The 21,096-nt window shown below is 58.1% G+C and carries 18 protein-coding genes, 1 tRNA gene, 1 pseudogene and 1 riboswitch; of the genes and pseudogenes, 10 read left to right on the forward strand and 10 right to left on the reverse strand.

Annotation, left to right across the window (positions count from 1 at the left end; genetic code table 11):
* The first annotated feature begins 198 nt into the window (after nt 1–198).
* From ACR0EK_RS05015 to ACR0EK_RS05030, 4 genes are all read left to right on the forward strand, one after another.
* Nucleotides 199–1,746, forward strand: a complete 1,548-nt coding sequence (locus ACR0EK_RS05015; protein ID WP_480482094.1) for a trimethylamine methyltransferase family protein — start codon at nt 199–201, stop codon at nt 1,744–1,746.
* Nucleotides 1,747–1,817: 71 nt separating this feature from the next.
* On the forward strand, nt 1,818–2,921 hold the full coding sequence (locus ACR0EK_RS05020; protein WP_480899473.1) for a mandelate racemase/muconate lactonizing enzyme family protein: 1,104 nt from the start codon (nt 1,818–1,820) through the stop codon (nt 2,919–2,921).
* Between the two features lie 14 nt (nt 2,922–2,935).
* Complete coding sequence (locus ACR0EK_RS05025; RefSeq protein ID WP_480773256.1) at nt 2,936–3,667, forward strand: SDR family NAD(P)-dependent oxidoreductase; 732 nt, start codon at nt 2,936–2,938, stop codon at nt 3,665–3,667.
* Nucleotides 3,664–4,398, forward strand: coding sequence for an SDR family NAD(P)-dependent oxidoreductase (locus ACR0EK_RS05030; protein WP_480899474.1), 735 nt, complete (start codon nt 3,664–3,666; stop codon nt 4,396–4,398). Before ACR0EK_RS05025 ends, ACR0EK_RS05030 begins: the two co-directional genes overlap by 4 nt.
* A gap of 2 nt (nt 4,399–4,400) precedes the next feature.
* On the opposite strand, the gene ACR0EK_RS05035 is transcribed toward ACR0EK_RS05030, so the two are convergent.
* From ACR0EK_RS05035 to ACR0EK_RS05050, 4 genes are read right to left on the reverse strand one after another with little or no spacing between them, the layout of a single operon-like run.
* A complete protein-coding gene (locus ACR0EK_RS05035; RefSeq protein WP_480899476.1) occupies nt 4,401–5,741 on the reverse strand; it encodes an NAD(P)/FAD-dependent oxidoreductase in 1,341 nt (446 codons plus the stop codon).
* The gene (locus tag ACR0EK_RS05040; protein WP_480899478.1) at nt 5,738–7,234 is read right to left on the reverse strand and encodes an aldehyde dehydrogenase; all 1,497 of its coding nucleotides are present in this window, start codon (nt 7,232–7,234) and stop codon (nt 5,738–5,740) included. Before ACR0EK_RS05040 ends, ACR0EK_RS05035 begins: the two co-directional genes overlap by 4 nt.
* A 5-nt stretch (nt 7,235–7,239) precedes the next feature.
* Nucleotides 7,240–8,157, reverse strand: a complete 918-nt coding sequence (locus ACR0EK_RS05045; protein ID WP_480899480.1) for a dihydrodipicolinate synthase family protein — start codon at nt 8,155–8,157, stop codon at nt 7,240–7,242.
* Between the two features lie 7 nt (nt 8,158–8,164).
* Nucleotides 8,165–8,875: a GntR family transcriptional regulator gene (locus ACR0EK_RS05050; protein ID WP_480557693.1), complete on the reverse strand. Its 711-nt coding sequence runs from the start codon at nt 8,873–8,875 to the stop codon at nt 8,165–8,167.
* Nucleotides 8,876–9,041: 166 nt separating this feature from the next.
* Between ACR0EK_RS05050 and ACR0EK_RS05055 the strand changes: the two genes are divergently transcribed.
* Nucleotides 9,042–9,992 carry a GlxA family transcriptional regulator gene (locus ACR0EK_RS05055; RefSeq protein ID WP_267365279.1) on the forward strand — a complete coding sequence of 317 codons (951 nt, stop codon included), beginning with the start codon at nt 9,042–9,044 and terminating at the stop codon, nt 9,990–9,992.
* Nucleotides 9,993–10,883: 891 nt separating this feature from the next.
* Here the strand turns inward: ACR0EK_RS05055 and ACR0EK_RS05060 are convergent.
* The 6 genes and pseudogenes from ACR0EK_RS05060 to ACR0EK_RS05085 all read right to left on the reverse strand — a co-directional run.
* Nucleotides 10,884–11,393: pseudogene (locus tag ACR0EK_RS05060) on the reverse strand (ABC transporter ATP-binding protein); the annotation flags it as partial.
* Nucleotides 11,390–12,421 carry a FecCD family ABC transporter permease gene (locus tag ACR0EK_RS05065; RefSeq protein ID WP_480538224.1) on the reverse strand — a complete coding sequence of 344 codons (1,032 nt, stop codon included), beginning with the start codon at nt 12,419–12,421 and terminating at the stop codon, nt 11,390–11,392. The pseudogene ACR0EK_RS05060 and the gene ACR0EK_RS05065, both read right to left, overlap by 4 nt.
* A 14-nt stretch (nt 12,422–12,435) precedes the next feature.
* Entirely contained in the window at nt 12,436–13,440 is a 1,005-nt protein-coding gene (locus ACR0EK_RS05070; protein WP_480537371.1) for an ABC transporter substrate-binding protein, read from the reverse strand.
* A gap of 153 nt (nt 13,441–13,593) precedes the next feature.
* Nucleotides 13,594–13,786: riboswitch (cobalamin riboswitch) on the reverse strand.
* 161 nt (nt 13,787–13,947) lie between these two features.
* Nucleotides 13,948–14,022 (reverse strand) — tRNA-Gln (locus ACR0EK_RS05075).
* Nucleotides 14,023–14,112: 90 nt separating this feature from the next.
* Nucleotides 14,113–15,102 (reverse strand): NADPH:quinone reductase, encoded by a 990-nt coding sequence (locus tag ACR0EK_RS05080; protein WP_480967638.1) that lies wholly within the window; start codon nt 15,100–15,102, stop codon nt 14,113–14,115.
* 111 nt (nt 15,103–15,213) lie between these two features.
* The gene (locus ACR0EK_RS05085) at nt 15,214–15,675 is read right to left on the reverse strand and encodes an SH3 domain-containing protein (protein ID WP_480482350.1); all 462 of its coding nucleotides are present in this window, start codon (nt 15,673–15,675) and stop codon (nt 15,214–15,216) included.
* Between the two features lie 198 nt (nt 15,676–15,873).
* Between ACR0EK_RS05085 and ACR0EK_RS05090 the strand changes: the two genes are divergently transcribed.
* From ACR0EK_RS05090 to ACR0EK_RS05110, 5 genes are all read left to right on the forward strand, one after another.
* On the forward strand, nt 15,874–16,860 hold the full coding sequence (locus ACR0EK_RS05090; RefSeq protein WP_480482079.1) for a 2-hydroxyacid dehydrogenase: 987 nt from the start codon (nt 15,874–15,876) through the stop codon (nt 16,858–16,860).
* A 20-nt stretch (nt 16,861–16,880) separates the two neighbouring features.
* Nucleotides 16,881–17,270, forward strand: coding sequence for a GFA family protein (locus ACR0EK_RS05095; protein WP_480482077.1), 390 nt, complete (start codon nt 16,881–16,883; stop codon nt 17,268–17,270).
* A gap of 111 nt (nt 17,271–17,381) precedes the next feature.
* Nucleotides 17,382–19,172, forward strand: coding sequence for a gamma-glutamyltransferase (gene ggt / locus ACR0EK_RS05100; RefSeq protein WP_480482075.1), 1,791 nt, complete (start codon nt 17,382–17,384; stop codon nt 19,170–19,172).
* A 93-nt stretch (nt 19,173–19,265) separates the two neighbouring features.
* A complete protein-coding gene (locus tag ACR0EK_RS05105; protein ID WP_480899483.1) occupies nt 19,266–20,675 on the forward strand; it encodes an FAD-binding oxidoreductase in 1,410 nt (469 codons plus the stop codon).
* 86 nt (nt 20,676–20,761) lie between these two features.
* On the forward strand, nt 20,762–21,040 hold the full coding sequence (locus tag ACR0EK_RS05110) for a hypothetical protein (RefSeq protein ID WP_480482071.1): 279 nt from the start codon (nt 20,762–20,764) through the stop codon (nt 21,038–21,040).
* Nucleotides 21,041–21,096: the final 56 nt, after the last annotated feature.

The following is a 21,096-nucleotide window of genomic DNA, read 5'->3' on the forward strand; positions in this document are numbered from 1 at the left end:
ATATCTGTTGCAGATGTCTGCACGTGATTGGCAGTGAAGTAGGTCACACAAGGTAAATTGACCGAACGACCTTACGTGAACAGACATGGCGAAAAACCGTCATCAGGGCGGTGTCGCTTCCTGCAAACACATATCGCAATCAGAGAGGTGAACGCGGCGTAATTCCGCCAGTCTGATTCAAAACAGGAGGATTGCCCCTTGTCGACCCGTACTCTTACACGCGCTGGTGGGCGTTCCGCGCGCCGCGCTCTTCGCACTGCGCCGAATTTTGACATGCTGCCGGGGCTGACACGCGGCATCCCGCATTGCGAAGTTATGGACGGAAGTCAGGTTGAGCTTATCGACAAGGCCGCCATGGATATTCTGGAGAACGTCGGTGTCCAGTTCCGCGACCCGACCGCAGTGGAAGACTGGAAGAAAGCGGGGGCAAAGGTCGAAGAAGAGCTGGTCTTTCTGGACCGCAACATGGTGCGCGAGCTGATCGCGACCATTCCGGCGCAATTCACCTATCACGCGCGCGATCCGCAAAAGAACCTCGCTCTAGGCGGCAAGCACTCGATCTTCGTGCCGATGACCGGCGCGCCGTTTCTTCGTGATCTTGACGACGTGCGCCGGAACCCGACGCTGGACGATCTGGCGATGTTTCACAAACTGTCGCACATGATGCCCGCATTGCACAGCTCGGCCCATCATATCGTCGAACCTTACGACCACCCGATCAGCCAGCGGCACCTGCGCATCACTTATTCGTCGATGAAATACTCGGACAAAACGTTCATGGGCATGACCACCTCGCCCCGGAATGCCGAAGACGTGATGGACATGTGCGATATCCTTTTCGGCCAAGGGTTCATTGATGACCACCCGGTTACAACGGGCAACTGCAATGGCAACAGCCCGCTGGTCTGGGATGAAACCATGCTGGGTGCAATGCGCGCCTTCTGCCGCCGGAATCAGCCGGTTTTGTGCTCGCCCTTCGTTCTGGGCGGTGCCAATACGCCCGCATCGGTACCCGCAACCGTGGCACAGCTAACCGCCGAGGCGCTTTCGGCACTGGCTTATACGCAGGTGATCCGCAAGGGCTGTCCGGCGATTTGGGGGCATTATCTGTCAACCGTTTCGATGAAATCCGGTGCGCCGATGGCAGGGACGCCTGAAATCAGTCTGATGAATTTCATGATTGGTCAGATGGCGCGCTTTTACGATGTGCCATGGCGCACCTCGAACACGCTGGGCGGGGCCAAGACGTTTGACGCGCAGGCCGGGTACGAATCCGCCACAACTCTGGGCGCTGTTCTGCATGCAGGGGCCCACTACATCTGGCATTCGGCAGGCTGGAACGAGGCGGGGATGCATTGTTCGGTCGCCAAGTTTGTTGTGGACGCGGAACAATGCGCGATGGCCTATCGGATGGCGGAGGGGCCTAAATGGCATGATTTTGACGAAGGCTTGGCCGCAATTCCGGATGTGGGTCCCGGCGGGCACTATTTGGGGCATCCGCACACCCAGGAGAATTTTCAGACGGCTTTTTTCATGCCCGAACTGTTTGACAACAACTCGATCGAACAATGGGTGGCGGAAGGTGAAGTTGAAATCACCGAACGCGCTCTGAAATACGCGAGGAAGCTTTTAGCCGAGTATCAGGAACCAAAGTTGGACGAGGCCAAGAACGACGCCCTTCTGGACTATATCGCCCGCCGTGAGAGGGAAATTCCGGCAGCAGATGAGCTAAACCAGACATACTGATGCAAACTCCCCGTGCTGGCCTGCCCGAAACACCGGGCGGGTTCTTTTTCGTTCAAGACCAAGAGACCAAAATGAAGATCGCTGAACTGCACATCTACAGCCACGACCTGTCGGTCAAAAACGGACCCTACACCATGGCCAATGCACAGGTCTGGTCCTTGGATACCACGCTGGTGAAAGTTGTGGCGGACAACGGTCTGGTTGGCTGGGGGGAAACCTGCCCAGTTGGGCCAACATATGCCGAGGCGCACGCAGCAGGTGCCCGCGCAGCGCTTGCCGAAATGGCCCCTGGCTTGATCGGGGTCGAGGTGCTGCCCCTGTCCCTGCATCGCCGGATGGATAGGGTGCTGAACGGGCATGCCTGTGCTAAGGCGGCCATCGATATCGCGGTGCATGACCTGCTGGGCAAGCATCTGGGCGTTCCGGTCTGTGACCTGCTGGGCGGTGCGACCACGAACAAGGTACCATCCTACTACGCCACTGGCGTCGGCGCGCCCGATGACATTGCCCGGCTGGCAGGCGAAAAGCTGGCAGAAGGCTACCCCCGTCTGCAGATCAAAGTTGGGGGTCGCCCGGTCGAGATCGACATCGAAACCATCCGAAAAGTCTGGGATGTGGTCAAAGGATCAGGCATGCGACTTGCCGTCGACGGCAACCGGGGCTGGACCACGCGCGACGCCCTGCGTGTTAGCCGCGAATGCCCCGAAATCCCGTTCATCATGGAACAGCCCTGCAACACCATCGAAGACTTGCAGAAGATCCGGCCTCAGGTCGCACACGGTATATACATGGATGAAAACAGCACCAGCTTGAACATCGTGATTTCGGCAGCGGGCACCGGTTTGGTCGATGGGTTCGGCATGAAGGTCACCCGCATCGGCGGTCTGCATCCGATGCGCGCTTTCCGCGACATCTGCGAGGCGCGCAACCTGCCACACACCTGCGATGACAGCTGGGGAGGAGACATCATCGCTGCCGCCAGTACTCATATCGGTGCCACCGTTCGGCCCGACCTGCTGGAAGGTGTCTGGCTGGCTGCGCCTTATATCGAGGGAAACTACGACCCTGAAAACGGCATCCGGATCAAAGGTGGGCATATTGAACTGCCAACCGGGCCGGGGTTGGGCGTGGTTCCTGATGAAGGCCAATTCGGTGCTCCGGTTGCATCATTCTAACAATGGATGACTTTATGAACCTGAATGGAAAATCGGCTCTGGTCACTGGCGCAGCCGGTGGTATCGGGGCGTCAATCGTTCAACGCCTGCGCAAGGCGGGGGCGCGGGTCGCCGTCGCAGACCGGTCGGTCGGTGGCATCGAGGCTGAGGCACATCTGCCCGGCGATTTACTTGATCCCGCCTATTCTGATTGCTTACCTCAGGCTGCGGCTTCGGCGCTGGGTGGGCTCGATATCGTGATCAACAATGCAGGCGTCATCACGCGCGGGTCGGTCACGGAAACGTCTGATGCGGATTGGTCTCTGTCACTGGGGGTCAACGTTGAAGCGCCCTTTCGTATCTGCCGTGCCGCGATTCCAATCATGGCCGAAGCAGGGAGTGGGGCCATCGTCAACACCGCGTCCTGCTGGGGGTTGCGTCCGGGCCCTAACCACGCCGTGTATTGTATGACCAAAGCGGCCATTGCGTCCTTGACCCAGTGCATGGGCATGGACCACGCCCATCAGGGCATTCGCATCAACGCAGTATGCCCGAACGAAGTGAATACTCCGATGCTGCGCTCGGGCTTTGAAAAGCGGGGTTTTGATCCCGATTCCGCGGTGGCTTCTCTGGGCCAAACCGTACCGCTGGGCCGGATCGCCGAACCGGAAGACATCGCCGACGTGATCATGTTCCTTGTCTCGGACGCATCGCGCTATGTTTGCGGTACGTTGGTCGAGGTCAACGGAGGGAAGCCCGTTTCATGAGGCGTTTCGATGGAAAAGTAGCGCTGGTCACCGGCGGGCGTAGCGGCATCGGTCAGGCCATCGCCCGACGTTTGCAAGACGAAGGTGCACAGGTCTTTACCGCCCAACGCGGCGAGGACAGCGAATTCCATGGAATCGCTGCTGATTTCACCGATCCCAACAGCCCCGAGCAGGTGGTCGGCAATGTGATCGCTGAAGCCAAGCGTCTGGACGTGTTGGTCAACAACGCCGGCATGATGCAGGAAGCCTCGGTCGAGGAAATGAGCCATGAGGACTGGCAGCGTATCCTGACGGTCAACCTCACCGCACCGTTCCTGATGATCAAGGCCGCACTGCCCTACTTGCGCAAAACCAAAGGCACCATCGTCAATACCGGATCCATCGAAGGTTTGGGCAGCAATCCCGGCCACGCCGCTTACTGCGCGTCCAAAGCAGGGTTGCACGGCCTGACCCGCGCCGTTGCCGTGGATCACGGGGCCGAGGGCATCCGATGCAATGCGGTTGCGCCGGGATGGGTCGATACCGAGCTGAATGAGGATTTCATTGAATCCATGCCCGACCCGGCTGCATTCCGTCGCGACATTGCCAAAATCCACCCTGTCACCCGGACGGGACGTCCTGAAGAAGTTGCGGCGCTCGTCGCGTTTCTGGCATCAAAGGATGCAGCTTTTGTCACCGGGCAGGTCTATACGGTGGATGGAGGGCGCATGGCGAAGCTCAGCTTGCCTTGACCTCATTCCTTGCCTGACCGCCATTCTTTCCAGATCAGATAGCTGTTTACTCCAAACGAGGCGAACGGCTCGGGTGGCAATCGCGGCAGGTCCGGTTGCGCCAGAAAATGATCTGCAATCTCTGATCCACCTTGCAGTACCAGTTCTGCCACCCCTATTCCCTGCAAGGTGCCTCGAGCGATACCCAGACCGTTCTGACAACAGGCCGAGAACACATCATCCTCCAGTTCGCCGAACGCCGCCGATCCGTTGCGGCTGAGGCACAGCATACCGGCCCAGCGATGCTCCATCTGCACATCTGACAGATGCGGAAAGCGTTCCCTGAACTTTCTGTCATGCACCCAGCCTGCATTGCGCAGCCTCATTGGACTGGTCTCGATTGTTGGATGAAAGCTTGAGCAGGTGCGAATCAGGATGCGATCCCCATAGCTTCCCGAAATACGCCGTACCGACGTCCCCAATGGGTCCGCAGGCGTCACGGACCAACGCGACTGCCCGCCCATTGTCTTGATCTGCGCGTCGGTCAGCGGCGCTGTGAGCGAGGCATAGAGGCAAATATGCATCAATTGCCGCTGATAGAACCCAAAGCTCTCCAGATGGCCATTGTTGGCCAGAATGATCCGCCCGGTGCTGACCTTGGCCTTTTTAGTGCTGACCACCCAGCCTGCGCCTTGTTGTTCAATACGGATGACGGGTGAATGCTCGAATACATTGATCTGCCCGGCCAGACGGGCAGACAGCGCCCGCACATATGCCGCAGGCTGGATCATCACTGTTCCCGGCGCATAAAGCCCCGAGGTATAGTGCGGGCTGCCTGTGATCTCTTGCATCTGCTGCTGATCATAAAGCGTATGCGGCTCGCCGAGTTTGGTCAGGTGCGCGGCAAAGGCGCGGTTATGCGCGTCGCCCGCTTTGGTGGCGGCGGCATTGTATTTGCCGCAAGGGTCGAACATTTCCTTTGACAGCCCGCAATCGAAGGCCACTTCGGTCGCAAAGGCAATCGCCTTGCGGTTCAGCGCAATGGTGGCGCGATCTGCCTCTGATCCCTTGCCCGCGTAGTTATCCGAGGCCAAATCATGGGGCAAGTCGATCATGAACCCCGAATTCCGGCCTGCCGAGCTCTCCGCGAAGCGATCGGCTTCCAGCAGAACGATTTTCAGCGAAGAATCCAATTGATGCAGCCGCCGTGCCGCGCTGAGCCCGGCAAACCCGCCGCCAACTATTGTGATATCCGCGGTAAGGTTCCGTTCCAGCACCGCCAGAGGTGTTTGGGGCGGCAGAATCGCGTTCCATCCCGACGGACCTGTCTGCCGGGGTAGCCTTTTGGCGTCATGTCGGCTCAACCGACGGCCTCATCCGCGTCATCGGCCAGATCGATCCAGATGGTTTTCAACTGGGTGTACTGATCATGCGCGTGGATCGAGTTATCACGACCCCCAAAGCCCGATTGCTTGTAACCACCGAAGGGTGTCGTGATGTCACCTTCGCCGAAGCTGTTCACTGTCACGGTGCCTGCGCGGATCATCCGCGCACCTCGAATGGCGCGTTTGACATTGGCCGTGAAGATCGAGGCGCATAAGCCATAGTCGGTGTCGTTCGCGATCTGGATCGCTTCATCGAAGCCCGAGACTTCAATTACCGACAAGACAGGGCCAAAGATTTCCTCGCGCGCCAATGCAGCGTCGTTGCCGGGCACTTCGACCACGGTGGCCTCGACAAACCCGTTGTCTGCCTTGCCACCGATCACCACGTTCTCGGCCTGATCCAGATAGCCACAAACCTTGGTGTAGTGGTCTTCGCTCACCAGTGCGCCCATGCGGGATTCGGGGTCGAGCGGGTCGCCCGTGTTCCATTGTTTGGCGTGATGCGCGATGCGCTCCAGCAGCTCGGCCTTCACTTTCTTATGCACGATCAGGCGTGACGAGGCCGAGCAGTTTTCACCCATGTTCCAGAATGCACCATTGACGATATGCGCCGCCACCCTGTCCAGGCTTTCGGCATCGTCCATCACGATGGCTGGGTTCTTGCCGCCCATCTCCAAGACCACCTCTTTGGCGTTGCTTTCCGCCGAATAGGTCAGAAAGCGTTTGCCGGTCACGGTTGAGCCTGTGAAGGATACCATGTCGATATCCATGTGCCGCCCAATGGGTTCGCCCACTTCGGCTCCGCCGCCGGGAACGATGTTCAATACTCCGCGTGGCAAACCGGCCTCCATCGCCAATTCAGCAAGGCGCAGGGCCGTCAAAGTGGTTTCAATCGCCGGTTTCACAACAACAGAACAGCCTGCCGCCAGTGCTGGCCCTATCTTCCATGCCAGCATCAGCAGCGGAAAGTTCCACGGCAGCACCAGACCGACGACGCCGATTGGCTCGCGCACCACCATAGCGATGTGATCGTCGCCGGCGGGCGAAACCTGATCGTAAATTTTGTCAATCGCCTCGGCGTGCCACTTCAGGCAGTGGATCGTCTCGGGCACATCAACAGTTTCGCAGTCAAAGATCGTCTTGCCGCTGTCGATGCTCTCCATCACGGCCAGTTCACGGGCGTTGCGGGTTATCAGCTTGCACAACCTGATCAATATATCCTTGCGATCAGACGGATGCAGCTTGCTCCAGCGGCCATCGTCAAACGCCTCACGAGCTTTCGCGACCGCAAAATCCACATCCGCCCCATCGCAGGATGCGATATCGGTCAGCTTTTCACCGGTTGCAGGGTTCTCTGTCGCAAAGGTCTGGCCCGAGAACGACGGACGGAATGCGCCGTCGATAAAGGCGCCTGTCGGCAGGCTCAGACCTGCGGCGATGGATTTGTACTCGTCCTGTGTCAGCAGATCCATGTTTGTCACCCCTCAGCCACGATGTCAGCGATTGTCTTCCTCAGCACGCGCGTCACCTGTTCCAGCGCGCGCTTGTCATCTTTGTTCAGGCCCTTCAGTGGAGGCCGCATGATACCCGCGTCGATCCCGTTCATGGTGACGCCATGCTTGATGGTCTGGATGAACTTGCCACCCTGTTCCAGCACCCGCATCAGTGGCATCATCGCAGACATGATCCGGCGCCCTTTGGCAAAGTTGCCTTCGATCACGCAGGCCTGATACAATGCCACATGTTCTGCTGGCAGGAAGTTCGAACCGCCGCAGACCCAGAATGGTGCGCCCCAGGCGAAAAACTCCAGTGCCTGGTCGTCCATGCCGCAGCCCAGCTGGATATGCGGATAATCCCGCGCCAACAGATGCACCCGGTTGATATCGCCCGAGCTTTCCTTGATGCCGCAGAAATTTCGGCTCCGACCCACGCGGTCAAGGAACTCTTCCCCCATCATTGTGCCGGTACGGTGCGGATAGTTGTAAAGCATCACCGGCAGGTCGGCGGCCTTGTCGATGGCCAGCGCGTTCAGCGCGTTTTCGCGATCCGTCGGTACCGAATAGGGCGGGCTTGCCAACAGGATGGCGTCCGCGCCGATGTCGCGCGCGCCCGCGGCCAACGCAATCGAGTCCGAAGTCAGCATCGCGCCCGTGCCAACCACCAAGGGCAACCGCCCTTTCAGGCGCTGATGCGTGAATTTGGCCAGTTCCAGCCGCTCCGCCACGGTCTGGGCATAATTCTCGCCCGTGGATCCGCCGGAAATCAGGCCGTGCACACCATTTTCGATCAGGTATTCGATCACGTCGGACAGGGCGTCCCAGTTCACGCTACCATCGTCGTGATAGGGGGTGATCACAGGGGTATATATCCCTTCAAACTTGAAAATCGGGTTCATTCCGTCCTCATGCGGGTTTCGAAAATGGTGGGATACCCATCGGCACATCCAGCGCGTCAGGCATCACGAACATCCCGATCTGATCCCGGGACAGGTTCCAGTGATCCTCGGCCAGTTTCGCCGCCGCGGCTTCATCGCGTGCCTCGATGGCTGCGATGATCGCGTCATGCTGTTGGCTGGCCAGCGACAGGTTTTCGGACATTTCAACTGTCTGTGGCCGGTAGAATGTCATGCCAATCCGTGCATGATCGATCAGCAGCCGGTTGAATGACGGCAGCAGGTAGACATTGCCGGACATCTCTCCGGTCACGTCATGAAAACGGTTGTTGGCAAGTGCGCGATCTTCGGCCGACCCTGAACGAAGGGCAGCTTTGAATGCTTGCTGAGCCGCTTTCAGTTCTTCGATTTGCGCGTTAGTCGCGTTCACTGCCGCCAGACGCAGGATGGCCCCGTAAACCATCGGCGCGGCAAGGAAGAAATCGCGCAGTGTGGTGTAGGACATTTCCGAAACACGGGCACTGCGGTTTTTTCGCAGATCCAGATAGCCTTCGCCAGCCAGTTGACGAAACACTTCGCGCAGAGGCGTGCGCGACAGGCCGAATTCATCGGACAGATGCGCCTCATCCAGATCGTCACCTGGACGAAGGCGCAGCGTCAGGATGGACATCTTCAGGTGTTCTCTTAGCGCATTTTTGCGCGACTTGGCTTCGTCTTTCATCCTTTGGCCTCACTAAGTCCTGTGGCAGCTGCGTTCGAATCGCGGAGGTCACAGTTTTGTATTTCTAAAAAATACAACTTGTATACAAAAAAATCTCGTGCAGCATGGATGTCTGCAAAATAGACTCACGTTCGGGCGTCGGCCCAGTTTGGAAATGGTCCTGCTCATGCCTCAGACGCAGCACTTCGCCTTCATCCTGGTCGAGGAGTTTTCGCACCTCGCCTTTTCCTGTGCGGTCGAGCCGCTGAGAATCGCCAACCTTGTAAGTGGCGAAGAGCTGTATCGCTGGTCATTTGTATCCGAACAGGGCGAGCAGGCCGTGTCTTCCAATGGGTCCGTCACCCTCGTGCATTCCGGACTTGAGGAACTGTCCAAGTGCGATCAGCTCTTTGTTTTGTCGGGCATTCACATGCGTGACCACGTGACCCGTTCCCTTCTGGCCACACTGCGGCGCGAACGAGCGCGTGGAACGCGGATCGGGGCATTGTGTTCCGGCGCGTGGCTGCTGGCCGAGGCCGGGTTCCTCAACGGTATGCAGGCGGCGATCCATTGGGAATACCACGACGCGTTCATGGAAGCCTTTCCGGATATCAATCTGGTGCGCAGCGTCTTTGTCGCCGACGAAAAACACATTACCGCATCAGGTGGGACCGCGACCGCAGACCTGATGCTGCACCTGATTGAACGCGACCATGGCGAAGAGCTGGCCACCGATGTTGCGGATCAAATGGTCTATAACACGGTGCGTAATGCGACCGCCAAGCAGCGCGTTTCGCTGCAGTCGCGCAATGGAATGCGCAATGCCCACCTGGCAAAGGCGATAGACATTATGCAGGACAGCCTGGAAACCCCAGTTTCCCCATCCTTCATTGCAGACAAATTGGGTATTTCCACCCGTCAACTTGAACGGTTGTTTGGCAAATACCTAAACACTTCCCCTAAAAGGTACTTTATGGAAATGCGGCTGGAACGGGCCCGGAAGCTGCTTTTGCAAACCGAGGCGTCGGTTACCGAAGTCGCCGTGGCCTGCGGCTTCGAAAATCCGGGTCATTTCTCTAGGGTATACAGGTCCAGTTTCGGCATCACGCCGCACGCGCAACGCAACAAGATCAACTGAAAAAGATGGGTTGCTGGTTCGCGCTTACCGGCGGGGGTGCCGCGATCTGTTGGCCTCGAACTGGCCTGATCTGGCACCCCCTGATCCTGCCGGGATACCCCCTCGTTAAAAACTGGACTAGTCAACAGACCGGCAGGATTACCCACCAATAAATCTCGATATAGGCATAAGTATATCAAGAACTTGTCATCCAGAGATTTGTTGTGCCCTGTTTCGTTAATCTACCGTTAATTTAAGGCTCAGATTGAGGCTTTGATTGTGGGTAATCTGCAATATCGACATGCGGTCGCCGCAATCTGTTCAACCTGATGGCGTGTCGTGATTTGTGTCAGGCCTCAGAGGTTTCCAAAAGGAATCTGTTTCACGGTTCAAAACAAGTAGTGAACATATCATTGAGGTTTGGTCGACCCACGCTCGGACAACGCGCCTGCTGATCATCTTTGAAGGCAAAAATACGAACGAATCCAATCCAGGTCAGAATCAAGACAGCATTCGACGGGCAACTTGACGGGTTGTGAGGAAACCCAAGTCAAGATTGCGCGCCGTTGGAATATGGCTTTGAGGCCGTAGATTGTACGTATCTGACATGCTGCGCTGACGACACTGATATCCTGTACGACCAGAAGCGATCGGAATCCGTCAGTCCAGATGATAGGACAGAAATCGTTCTGTCCCGCCGGCACTATACCCCCACTGTGCTTTAACACCGAAAACTTCTGAAACGGTTTCCAAAGACAGGGCATGTTCGGGCGGGCCAAGAGAGACCAGCCGCCCTTTTGACAAAACAGCCACCCGGTCACAGGCCATCGCCTGATTCAGATCGTGCAGCGCCATCACTGTCGTCACTTTTAGAATTCGAACACAGTTCAGGATCGACAGTTGGTGATGAATGTCCAGATGGTTGGTCGGTTCGTCCAAAAGCAAGAGTCCCGGTTGCTGAGCCAAAGCGCGTGCGATGTGCAGTCGCTGGCGCTCTCCTCCCGACAATGTCGCCCATTCTCTGTGTGCCATATCGGCCATTTCCACGGTTTGCAGGGCTTTGTCGACTTGCCAGGTGTCCTCGGCGCGCCACGGCCGTAAGGCCGACAGCCAGGGCGTGCGGCCCAGTTCGACCACGGATCGTGCAGTCACGCGTTCGGCCGTATCAGCCTGTTGTTCAACGATGGCAATCCGTTGGGCAATTTGTCTGCGCGACAAATGCGAAACGGGATGACCCGCTATGACGACTTTTCCTGAAACCGGACGTACCAACCCCGCCAGCAGGCGCATCAGCGTTGATTTTCCCGAACCGTTAGGTCCGACCAAAGCAAGTGTTTCGCCGGGCTCCACGACAAAGGATACGTCTGACAGCAAAGTCTTGCCGCGAACGGAATATGTCAGGTTTTGCGCCTCGATCTTCATCGGGCGCTCCTCTGGCCGCGCACCAAAATTACGGCAAAGGCAGGCGCACCGATCAGAGCGGTGACCACCCCAATCGGCAGAACCTGACCCGGGATGATGATGCGCGACACGATATCTGCGCCGATCAGGAAGACCGCTCCGATCAAGGCGGAGGTTGGGATAAGCCTGCGATGCCCCGGTCCCACAAGGAACCGGGCAGCATGAGGGATGACCAGCCCGACAAAGCCAATGGATCCGACGATAGAAACCATGACAGCTGTCGTGAGCGCGGTCGCAAAGATCAGGGTTGCCTGCACCCGACGTACCGATATGCCCAGCGAGGCCGCTGAATCAGAGCCGAAAATAAAGGCGTCCAGTGCTCTGGCGTGAAAGCGGCAAATGAGCCAACCGACAAGGGCCACCGGAATGGCCAGATACACATCCGGCCAGCGCACGCCGCTGAGGTTTCCCATCAGCCAGAACATGATCCCGCGCGCCTGATCGGCATTGGCGGATTTGGCGATGATGAAGGCCGTCAGCGCATTGAACAACTGAGACCCGGCAATTCCCGCCAGGACGATCTGTGCCGTCGCAACCCGTCCGCCCCCTGCGCCAGCGGCTCGGGCCAGCAACGCGACAAAACCAAAAGCCAAAAGCGCGCCATTGAACGCGCCAAAAGACAGCGACAAAGCCCCCCCACCCAAACCAGCGATGGTTACAGCCACGGCACCCGTCGAGGCCCCGGCAGAAATGCCCAAAATGTAAGGGTCGGCCAACGGGTTTCGCAGCAAAGCCTGCAACACGACCCCTGCGACAGCCAGACCGGCACCGCAGGACGCAGCGACCAGAGCGCGAGGAATCCGGTAGCTCCAGATAATACCCTGATCAATTGGGTCGACAGGAAAGTCCGCTCCGGCCAGCTTGTTGGCCAGAACGGAGAGAACCAAATCGGGCGACAGAGAGGTTTCCCCGATCATCGCGCCCGCAAGAACCGCCGCAATCAACAATGGCACGGTAAGGCACGCAGCCTTGAAACCCTGCCGTAAGATTGCGGCGACCTCGTTCACAGGTTGTTTCCGATGGTATCCAGCTTCTCGGCCAGATCCTCCAGCGCCGGGATTGCGCGGATGGTGGCGTCCATGGCCTGCGCATCCATAATGACGATCCGGTCATTCTTGACCGCATCCATCTGGCTGGTCACCGGATCAGTGCGCAGGAACTCCAGCTTTTTCAGGTAGTCGTCCGCAGCAAAGCGACGGCGGTCCATCTTGGCGATAACAATCACCGTCGGATTGGCCTTGGCAATGGTTTCCCAGCCCACTGTTGGCCATTCTTCATCCGTCTCGACGACGTTGCGGATACCCAATTTACTCATCATGTATCCCGGTGCGCCTTTCTGTCCGGCCACAAACGGGTCGCTTTCCATTTCAGGAGAGGAAAACCAGAATACGGCTGACACATCGTCCAGCTTCACGGTTTGCGCCTTGGCGACGGCTGCGGCTTCGCGGGCCTTGTACTCGGCAACCAGGTCCGTGCCGCGTTCGGATACATCAAAGGCTGCCGCCAGTTCTTCGATACCCTGATACAGCGTATCGGTCGAGAACGCTTGCAGGCGGGTGCCATCGCCGCCGACTGTATTGTCTTTGCCGATGCAATCTGCAGGCATTACGTACGTTGGAATGCCCAGTTCGTGAAATTGCTCACGCGTGGCGACGATGCCCTCGGGTCCGACATGCCACTCATATTGCGCTGCGACCAGTCCCGGCCGCTTGGCAACAACGCTTTCAAAGCTGGGATCATTGTCTGCCAGACGCTCTACCTTGGCATTCACCTCGGCATATTCAGGCAGCACCTCGTTGAACCAGACCGAGGTTCCAAGAACCTGCTCGCCCAGACCCAGCGCATAAAGCACCTCGGTCGCGGCTTGGCCGACCGTGACTGACGACGTCACTGGCGCGTCAAACGTGACCGAGTGACCGCAGTTTTCGATAGTTAGGGGAAAGTTTCCTTCGGAGGCAGCGCTGGTAGCCAGCAAGGAAAGGCCAATCAGGCCAGTGCGTAGAAACATGACAATCGATCTCCATGTGTCAATGACCAGAGAACGGGTGAATGGGCATTTACCGAAGCAACAGACGCTTTACTGCCTGCCGTGAGCGCAGGGTAGAAAATAGACCGCCCGGCGCGTTTCTTCGGCAACCTCCCCGGACAACCCCGCCCGGTGTGTTTCGGTTTCATACCGGCAGGTCTCCTGACTGACGGGTCTTTGTCTGTCCTGTCTTCCCAGACCAAAATGGCCCAGTGACGGAAATGGACAGCGCTCGCCGCCTACAGTTGCGGGGGCAGTTCCGGTTGGCACCAAAAGGCACCTCGGATTCCCTCTTAGCCACATCGGGACCGGTAAAACGCGGGTACCTTAACACTTACCCTGCGGCAAGAAAAAACTCCGGGGTCTTTCCTATTTTCTCGCAAGAGCATGCACCTGCGCGTCTCAACATGGCGCTGATATCAGAAAAGCCGCTGAGAACGCGCCAAAATCCGGACCTAGATTCATAGTGTGTGATATTAGGGAAAATCATGGCTGGGGTGGTAGGATTCGAACCTACGATACACGGTACCAAAAACCGCTGCCTTACCACTTGGCTACACCCCAACGGTGAGCGGCTATCTACGATTGTTGATGGCAGGGTTCAAGAGCGTTTTGCAAAAAAAACGAGCGCCGTAAAATTTTTTTGAGGGCCTCTCATTTGGTGTCGATCAACACCGCTCCGGAACGGTTGCCTTCCTGTACCATCGCATGGGCGGCAGCGCATTCTTCCAGTGTAAAGACCTTATGTACGGGGCAGATCAATGCGCCATCAGCCAGTGCCTTGTGGAGTGTCTTTATTGCGGCGGCGCGCAAGTCTACGGGCAGCAGGTAGATCAGGACCGCCTCGAGTGTCACTGCCTTGAACATCATGGGTCCAAAGGGAAAGACGGGTGTCATATTCCGGGCAGATCCATATGCGTTGATACGGCCGTTTTCGGCGATGACGGCAATGTTGGTGTCAAGGTTCTGTCCAAATTCGACATCGACGATTCGACCAATTGCACGTCCATCATTTGCGTCGAGAATCTGATCCGAAAGGTGTTCACCGGAGTAGTCGAGAACGACATCTGCACCAGCTGCCTTGACCCGGTCAAAGCTGCGGGTGCTGGCCGTTGCGATCACTTTGGCTCCGGCCCATTTGGCAAGCTGGACAGCCAGATACCCGACAGTACCCGCCCCACCATGGATCAAAATGGTTTGCCCGCGCGGCGTGCCGCCCGAGAACACTGCGTGGCTTGCGGTAAGGCCCGGAATTCCAAGAATCGCTCCGGTTTCAAGTGACACCGTCTCGGGCAGTTCTACAGCCTGAGATTCAGGCAGGGTGATGTGGCTGGCAGCTGTACCGAACGCGCGTTGCCATTGCCCGTTCCAAATCCACACGCGCTGACCAATCCGCGTCGCGGGTACGCCATCGCCAACCGCTGTGATGACTCCAGCCCCGTCGCTGTGCGGAACGATCAGCGGAAACGGAGGTTCTGTGACACCCGGTCGGGTTCCCGCGCGGGCCTTGACGTCCGAGGGATTTACGCCGGAATAAGACAACTCGACCGTGACTTCACCCGGTCCAGGCGGAACTGGGGGAATATCCTGTATGCGCAAGACATCGACAGCGTCTCCGAAGGCTGAATAGGTGACTGCGCGCATAGGGTCCTCCGTTTAGGTCGAGTTAAGCGGCGATTGGGCCGGTAACTCAAACAGCTTGTCGCGCTTTTTCGGGGCGATGCGCAACCGCGGATACCGGAAATTGTCTTTCGCCTATTCCCGAATTTCGGAAGAATCGACGCCCCAAAGGTTCGATTTCAGTGTCCAGCCACGGTATCCGCCGGCGGTGATCCTGCACCAGTCCAGCGAACAGGCTCCAAGGCGCGCCACCACTCCGGTCTCGAAATGGGCATTCACGGGCGAGGTCGGGTCGGGGCGGGCATAAACAGGCAGCATCTCGGATTCGATCAGCACCGTTCGGACGCCAGACAACAAGGCATAGTGAACCCAGCCACCCGCGCCGTCGCGGTCTTGGACCTTGCGCCAGTTGCCGTATTCGGCAGTGACCTGCAGCGGCATGCCACGCCTTTTGAATACCCAATCGATTCGGTGGGTTAGGGATGGTCCGCGTCGCACGTTCCCTTCGGCTGCCTTCATCGACACATATCGGGGCAGGGGCAGGTTGGTGACCGATCCGCGTTTGACTTCGGCATGTGCGGCGCAGGCACCGAACATGACCAGAAATGCGGAAACTACCGCCAGAGATCGGCGTTTTACCGGTCGAATACCACTCACTGACTGCCCGCTCTTATGCCTGTTGATCCGGTTTTGAAAAAAGGTCGACTCAATGCCATTGGGGTTCTTGTGCCCCGCCTTATCCTGCGCCACGATGCCATGGCGCGCGTCCGTTTGCAAAGCAGTGGGAGAGCCGAGGTGCCAAGAGAACGTTTAAGTGTTGTCGTTACGCGACGGTTGCCTGAGGCAGTAGAAACCCGGTTAAGCGAATTGTTTGACGTGCGCCTGCGCGACGACGACACCCCAATGACGCGTGAAGAATTAGTAGCAGCGGTGCAGGATGCCGATGTTCTGGTGCCTACGGTGACCGATACCATTGATGGCGGGCTATTGGGTCAGGCAGGTGAAAAACTGCGGCTGATCGCCAATTACGGGGCCGGTGTCGACAATATCGATGTGGCGACGGCGCGGCAGCGCGGCATATTGGTGTCCAACACGCCCGGTGTGCTGACCGACGACACGGCAGATATGACCATGGCCCTGATTCTCGCTGTCACACGGCGCATTCCCGAAGGGTTGAGCGTCATGCAGCAAGGCGACTGGACCGGGTGGGCCCCCACCGCGTTTCTGGGTGGTCGCATTGGCGGGCGGCGTTTGGGTATTCTGGGCATGGGCCGGATCGGACAGGCTGTGGCCCGCCGCGCCAAGGCGTTTGGTATGCAGATCCATTATCACAACCGCCGCAGATTGCGCCCAGAGATTGAGCAAGAACTAGAGGCGACCTATTGGGAAAGCCTGGATCAGATGGTGGCGCGTATGGATGTGATATCTATCAACTGCCCATCGACACCGTCTACCTTCCACCTGATGAACGCGCGCCGCCTAAAGCTGATGAAACCCTCGGCAGTGATCGTGAATACTTCGCGGGGTGAGGTTATTGACGAGAACGCTTTGACCCGGATGATCCGCGCGGGGGAAATTGCGGGCGCGGGGCTGGATGTCTACGAACAGGGAACCGGTGTGAACCCGCGCTTGCGGCAGTTGCCGAACGTGGTTCTACTGCCGCATATGGGGTCGGCCACGCTGGAGGGCCGGGTTGAGATGGGTGAAAAAGTCATCATCAACATCAAAACCTTCGAAGATGGCCACCGCCCACCGGATCAGGTTGTGCCTGCGATGCTCTGACGCGTCGGAAAGGATCATGGATGGACGTGTTTGAAGGGGGATGCCGTTGTGGAAAACTGCGCGTCACGGCTTCGGGTTGTCCTCTTCGCGTCGGGATTTGCCATTGTCTGGACTGCCGCAAACACCACGGCGCGTTGTTTTATGCGGCGGCTATTTTTCCGGCGGATGCGGTTAAGATCACCGGAAATGTGAAAGGTTATTCCGACCGGTACTTTTGCCCTGATTGCGGATCTCCGGTATTTGCCCGAAGCGGTGCCGAAGTCGAAGTGCATCTGGGCTGTCTTGACGCGCCTGACCAATTCATACCGACATATGAATGCTGGACCAAACGACGCGAGGCGTGGCTACCCGAATTTGCCGAGACAACCCGCTATGATCAGGATCGTCGCGCCGAAGAAACCGAACCGTAGGGGAAATGGCGAAACTTCGCTGTGATAACACGCTGCCATGCCTGATCGTTGCAGAGGGGGCAAAATCCTTACAGGATTGAAAATAAAGATTGTATTGGAGGGTTAGAACAGATGAGACATGTTTCAGCACTGCTGCTTACTACCGCACTTGCTATTTCGACACCGGGGTTCGCGCAGGAAACAGCCGATGCCGTTGCACCCGAAGCCGCGACAGAAGGGCAGGTTCAGGCGATGACCGACGAGGTTATTGCGGCCCTCGAAGCCAAGCTTGAGGGAGTCCCGGTCACATCCGAAAACTGGATGATAGCTGCGGCCAATCCGCTGGCGGTCGAGGCCGGGGCCAAAGTGCTGCGCGCGGGCGGGTCTGCCGCGGATGCGATGGTTGCCGTGCAGGTCGTGCTGGGGCTGGTCGAGCCGCAATCTTCTGGTCTGGGCGGGGGTGCGTTTCTGGTTTGGTACGACGCGGCCAGCGGGCAGATGACAACGCTGGACGGGCGCGAAACGGCCCCCCTTGCCGCTACCCCGACGCTGTTTCAGGATGAAAACGGCGAGCCGCTGAAATTCTTCGATGCGGTGGTGGGCGGATTGTCGGTGGGTACACCGGGTACGCCTGCACTGCTGGAAGAGGCGCATCGAAGATGGGGGCGCGCGTCTTGGCCCGGACTGTTTGCCGACGGAATCCGATTGGCGGATGAAGGGTTTCTGGTTTCCCCGCGTCTGGCCAGCCTTGTAGAAAACGATGCTGACCGCCTGTCGCGCTTTCCCGAAACAGCCGCATATTTCCTGCCTGACGGTCAGCCGTTGCAGCAGGGGCAGCGGTTGATGAACCCGGATTATGCCGAAACATTGCGCGTGCTGGCCAGCGATGGCGCTGCCGGTTTTTACGGAGGTGAGATCGCTGCGGATATCGTGCGAACTGTTCGCAATGCCCCAGGAAATCCCGGCGTTCTTGCAGGGGTGGATTTGGCGCTCTACCAGGTGATCGAACGTGAACCGGTCTGTGCCGAATACCGCGCCTACGAGGTTTGCGGCATGGGCCCGCCGTCGTCGGGTGCGCTGACCGTCGGGCAGATTCTGGGGATGTTGAACAGCTATGATCTTGCAGCAATGGGCGCTGAGAGCGCCGAGGCATGGCGCCTGATCGGCGATGCTTCGCGCCTCGCCTTTGCGGATCGTGGGCGGTACATGGCCGATAGCGATTTCATACCCATGCCCACCAAGGGGCTGGTTGATCCGGGTTATTTGACCCAGCGGGCGGCATTGCTGGAAGGCGAAATGGCCTTGTCCGAGGTCGCACCGGGCCAACCGGAATTTGACCATGCTTTGATTTGGGCAGACGACGTGTCGCTGGAGCTGCCGTCAACCTCGCATATCTCGATCGTGGACAGCTATGGCAATGTGCTGTCGATGACGACGACGATCGAGAATGGTTTTGGGTCGCGCCTGATGACAAACGGGTTCCTGCTGAACAACGAGCTTACTGATTTCTCGTTCAAGACACACAGCGACGGTGTGCCGATTGCCAACCGGCTGGAGCCTGGCAAGCGTCCGCGCTCATCCATGAGCCCGACTATCGTGTTGCAGGATGGCGAGCCGGTTCTGGCTATCGGGTCTCCGGGCGGCAGCCGGATTATCGGCTATGTCGCCAAGTCCATCATCGCCTGGGCCGATTGGGGAATGGACGTGCAGCAGGCGGTTTCCCTGCCTCATTTGGTCAACCGGTTCGGAACATATGATGTCGAGGCTGCGACTTCGGCAGAAGGATTTACGGACGCGCTTGCTCAGCTGGGTTTCGAAGTCAACGCGCGCGACCTGACTTCGGGGCTGCACGCCATCGAAATCGGTGACGGGCTGAGCGGTGGTGCCGACCCGCGCCGCGAAGGGATTGCGCTGGGCGAATAGACCCTCGGTATTAGTGGGGATTGCCTGCTTTCAACGGGCCTTTTAGTCATAGGCTGAAAGGCCCGAAATGTTTTGGGGCAGGGGAGGATGACAATGGTGCAGGCAACCGCATTGCCAAGGAATGAAGCTGGTATTGAAACCGTCATAAGCATTCTCAAGCAGCGCTTTGGCGACAGGTTGCAAACGGGTGCCGCTGTCCGTGAACAACATGGGCACACCACGACCTGGATCGAAAACCAAAGCCCCGATGCCGTGGTTTTCCCGCATTCGACGCAGGATGTTTCGGACATCGTCAAAACCTGCGCGGCGCACCGGGTGCCAGTGATCCCGTTCGGAACAGGAACATCACTGGAAGGGCATGTAAATGCGCCGGCGGGGGGCGTCTCGGTCGATCTGACACAAATGGATAGTGTGCTTGCAGTTCATGCCCAGGATCTGGATTGTGTCGTGCAGCCCGGTGTCACGCGCGAAGCGTTGAATACCCATCTGCGCGATCTGGGCCTGTTCTTTCCGATTGATCCCGGGGCGAATGCGTCGCTGGGTGGGATGGCTGCCACTCGCGCGTCGGGCACCAATGCGGTGCGCTATGGGACGATGAAGGACAACGTTCTCAGCCTTGAAGCCGTGATGCCAGACGGTCAGATCATCCGTACCGGGCACCGGGCCAAGAAATCTTCGGCCGGCTATGATCTGGCCCGTCTTCTGATCGGGGCGGAAGGCACGCTGGGAATCATCACCGAGCTGACATTGCGGTTGCAGGGTATCCCCGAAGCGATCAGTTCGGCCCGGTGTTCCTTTCCGACTGTCGATGCCGCGTGCCGTGCGGTGATGATGACGATTCAGTATGGCATCCCGGTTGCCCGGATCGAGTTGCTGGACGAGTTGTCGGTTCAGGCCGCCAACGCCTATTCCGGGCTGAGTCTGCCGGATACACCGTTGTTGTTGCTGGAGTTTCACGGCTCGGAAAGCGGTGCCACAGAGCAAGCTGAAACCTTTGGTCAGATCGCCGAAGAGTTTGGCGGCACGGATTTTGCAGCAACTTCGACCACCGAAGAACGGAACAAACTTTGGCAGGCGCGGCACGATATGTATTGGGCGTGTCTGCAATTGCGCCCCGGTGCGCGGGGTATTTCAACCGATGTCTGCGTACCGATCTCGCGCCTGGCCGAGTGTGTGACCGAGACGCAGAAGAAGGCTACCGGCCTCGGCTTGTTGGCCCCCATCGTGGGCCATGTGGGGGACGGCAATTTCCATACGCTGCTGCTGATCGACATGGAAAACGTTGAAGAAGTTGCCAAGACCGAGGCGTTTGTCGGCTGGCTGAACGACATGGCGATATCCATGGAAGGCACGTGTACCGGTGAACATGGCATCGGGCAGGGAAAGAGACCGTATCTGACCAGGGAACTGGGCGCCGCCACGCGATACATGGCTGCGATCAAGGCCGCGCTGGACCCAGACAATATCATGAATCCCGGCAAGATCTTGTCGGATGACACGTAGCCATATTCACCCCCTGGTCCGTATTTGCGCCCTCAAAACGTCCACATGTCATGGTTTCAAAGGGTTGATGACAGAGGATGGTCGACATGAGCGTAAAATATCTGGCGGGGTTTGTAGCCATCTGCGGGTTGGCCGTTGTAGGGCTGGACTATGTTCAGCAAGCCAAAGCATCGGAAAGTGGTTTGGGCGTGAAAGAATATCTTGCCTCGGTCTCCTCGCGTGTCGGTCTTTCTGACGGCTGGTTCACGGCAGAGGCGCAGCCTTCGCCATCACAGGAACCGGCGGTGAAGAATCCCTCGGAAGAGAGTGGCAAATTAGTTTGCGTCTCGGTCGGAACAAGCAAACGTTGCCGTTCCGGTGGTTGAGGGCAGCGGTCCAACGAATGAATTGCGACCCGCTTTCGATATTCGGGTCGTTTTTT

This window comes from Ruegeria sp. AE4, from assembly GCF_056542185.1.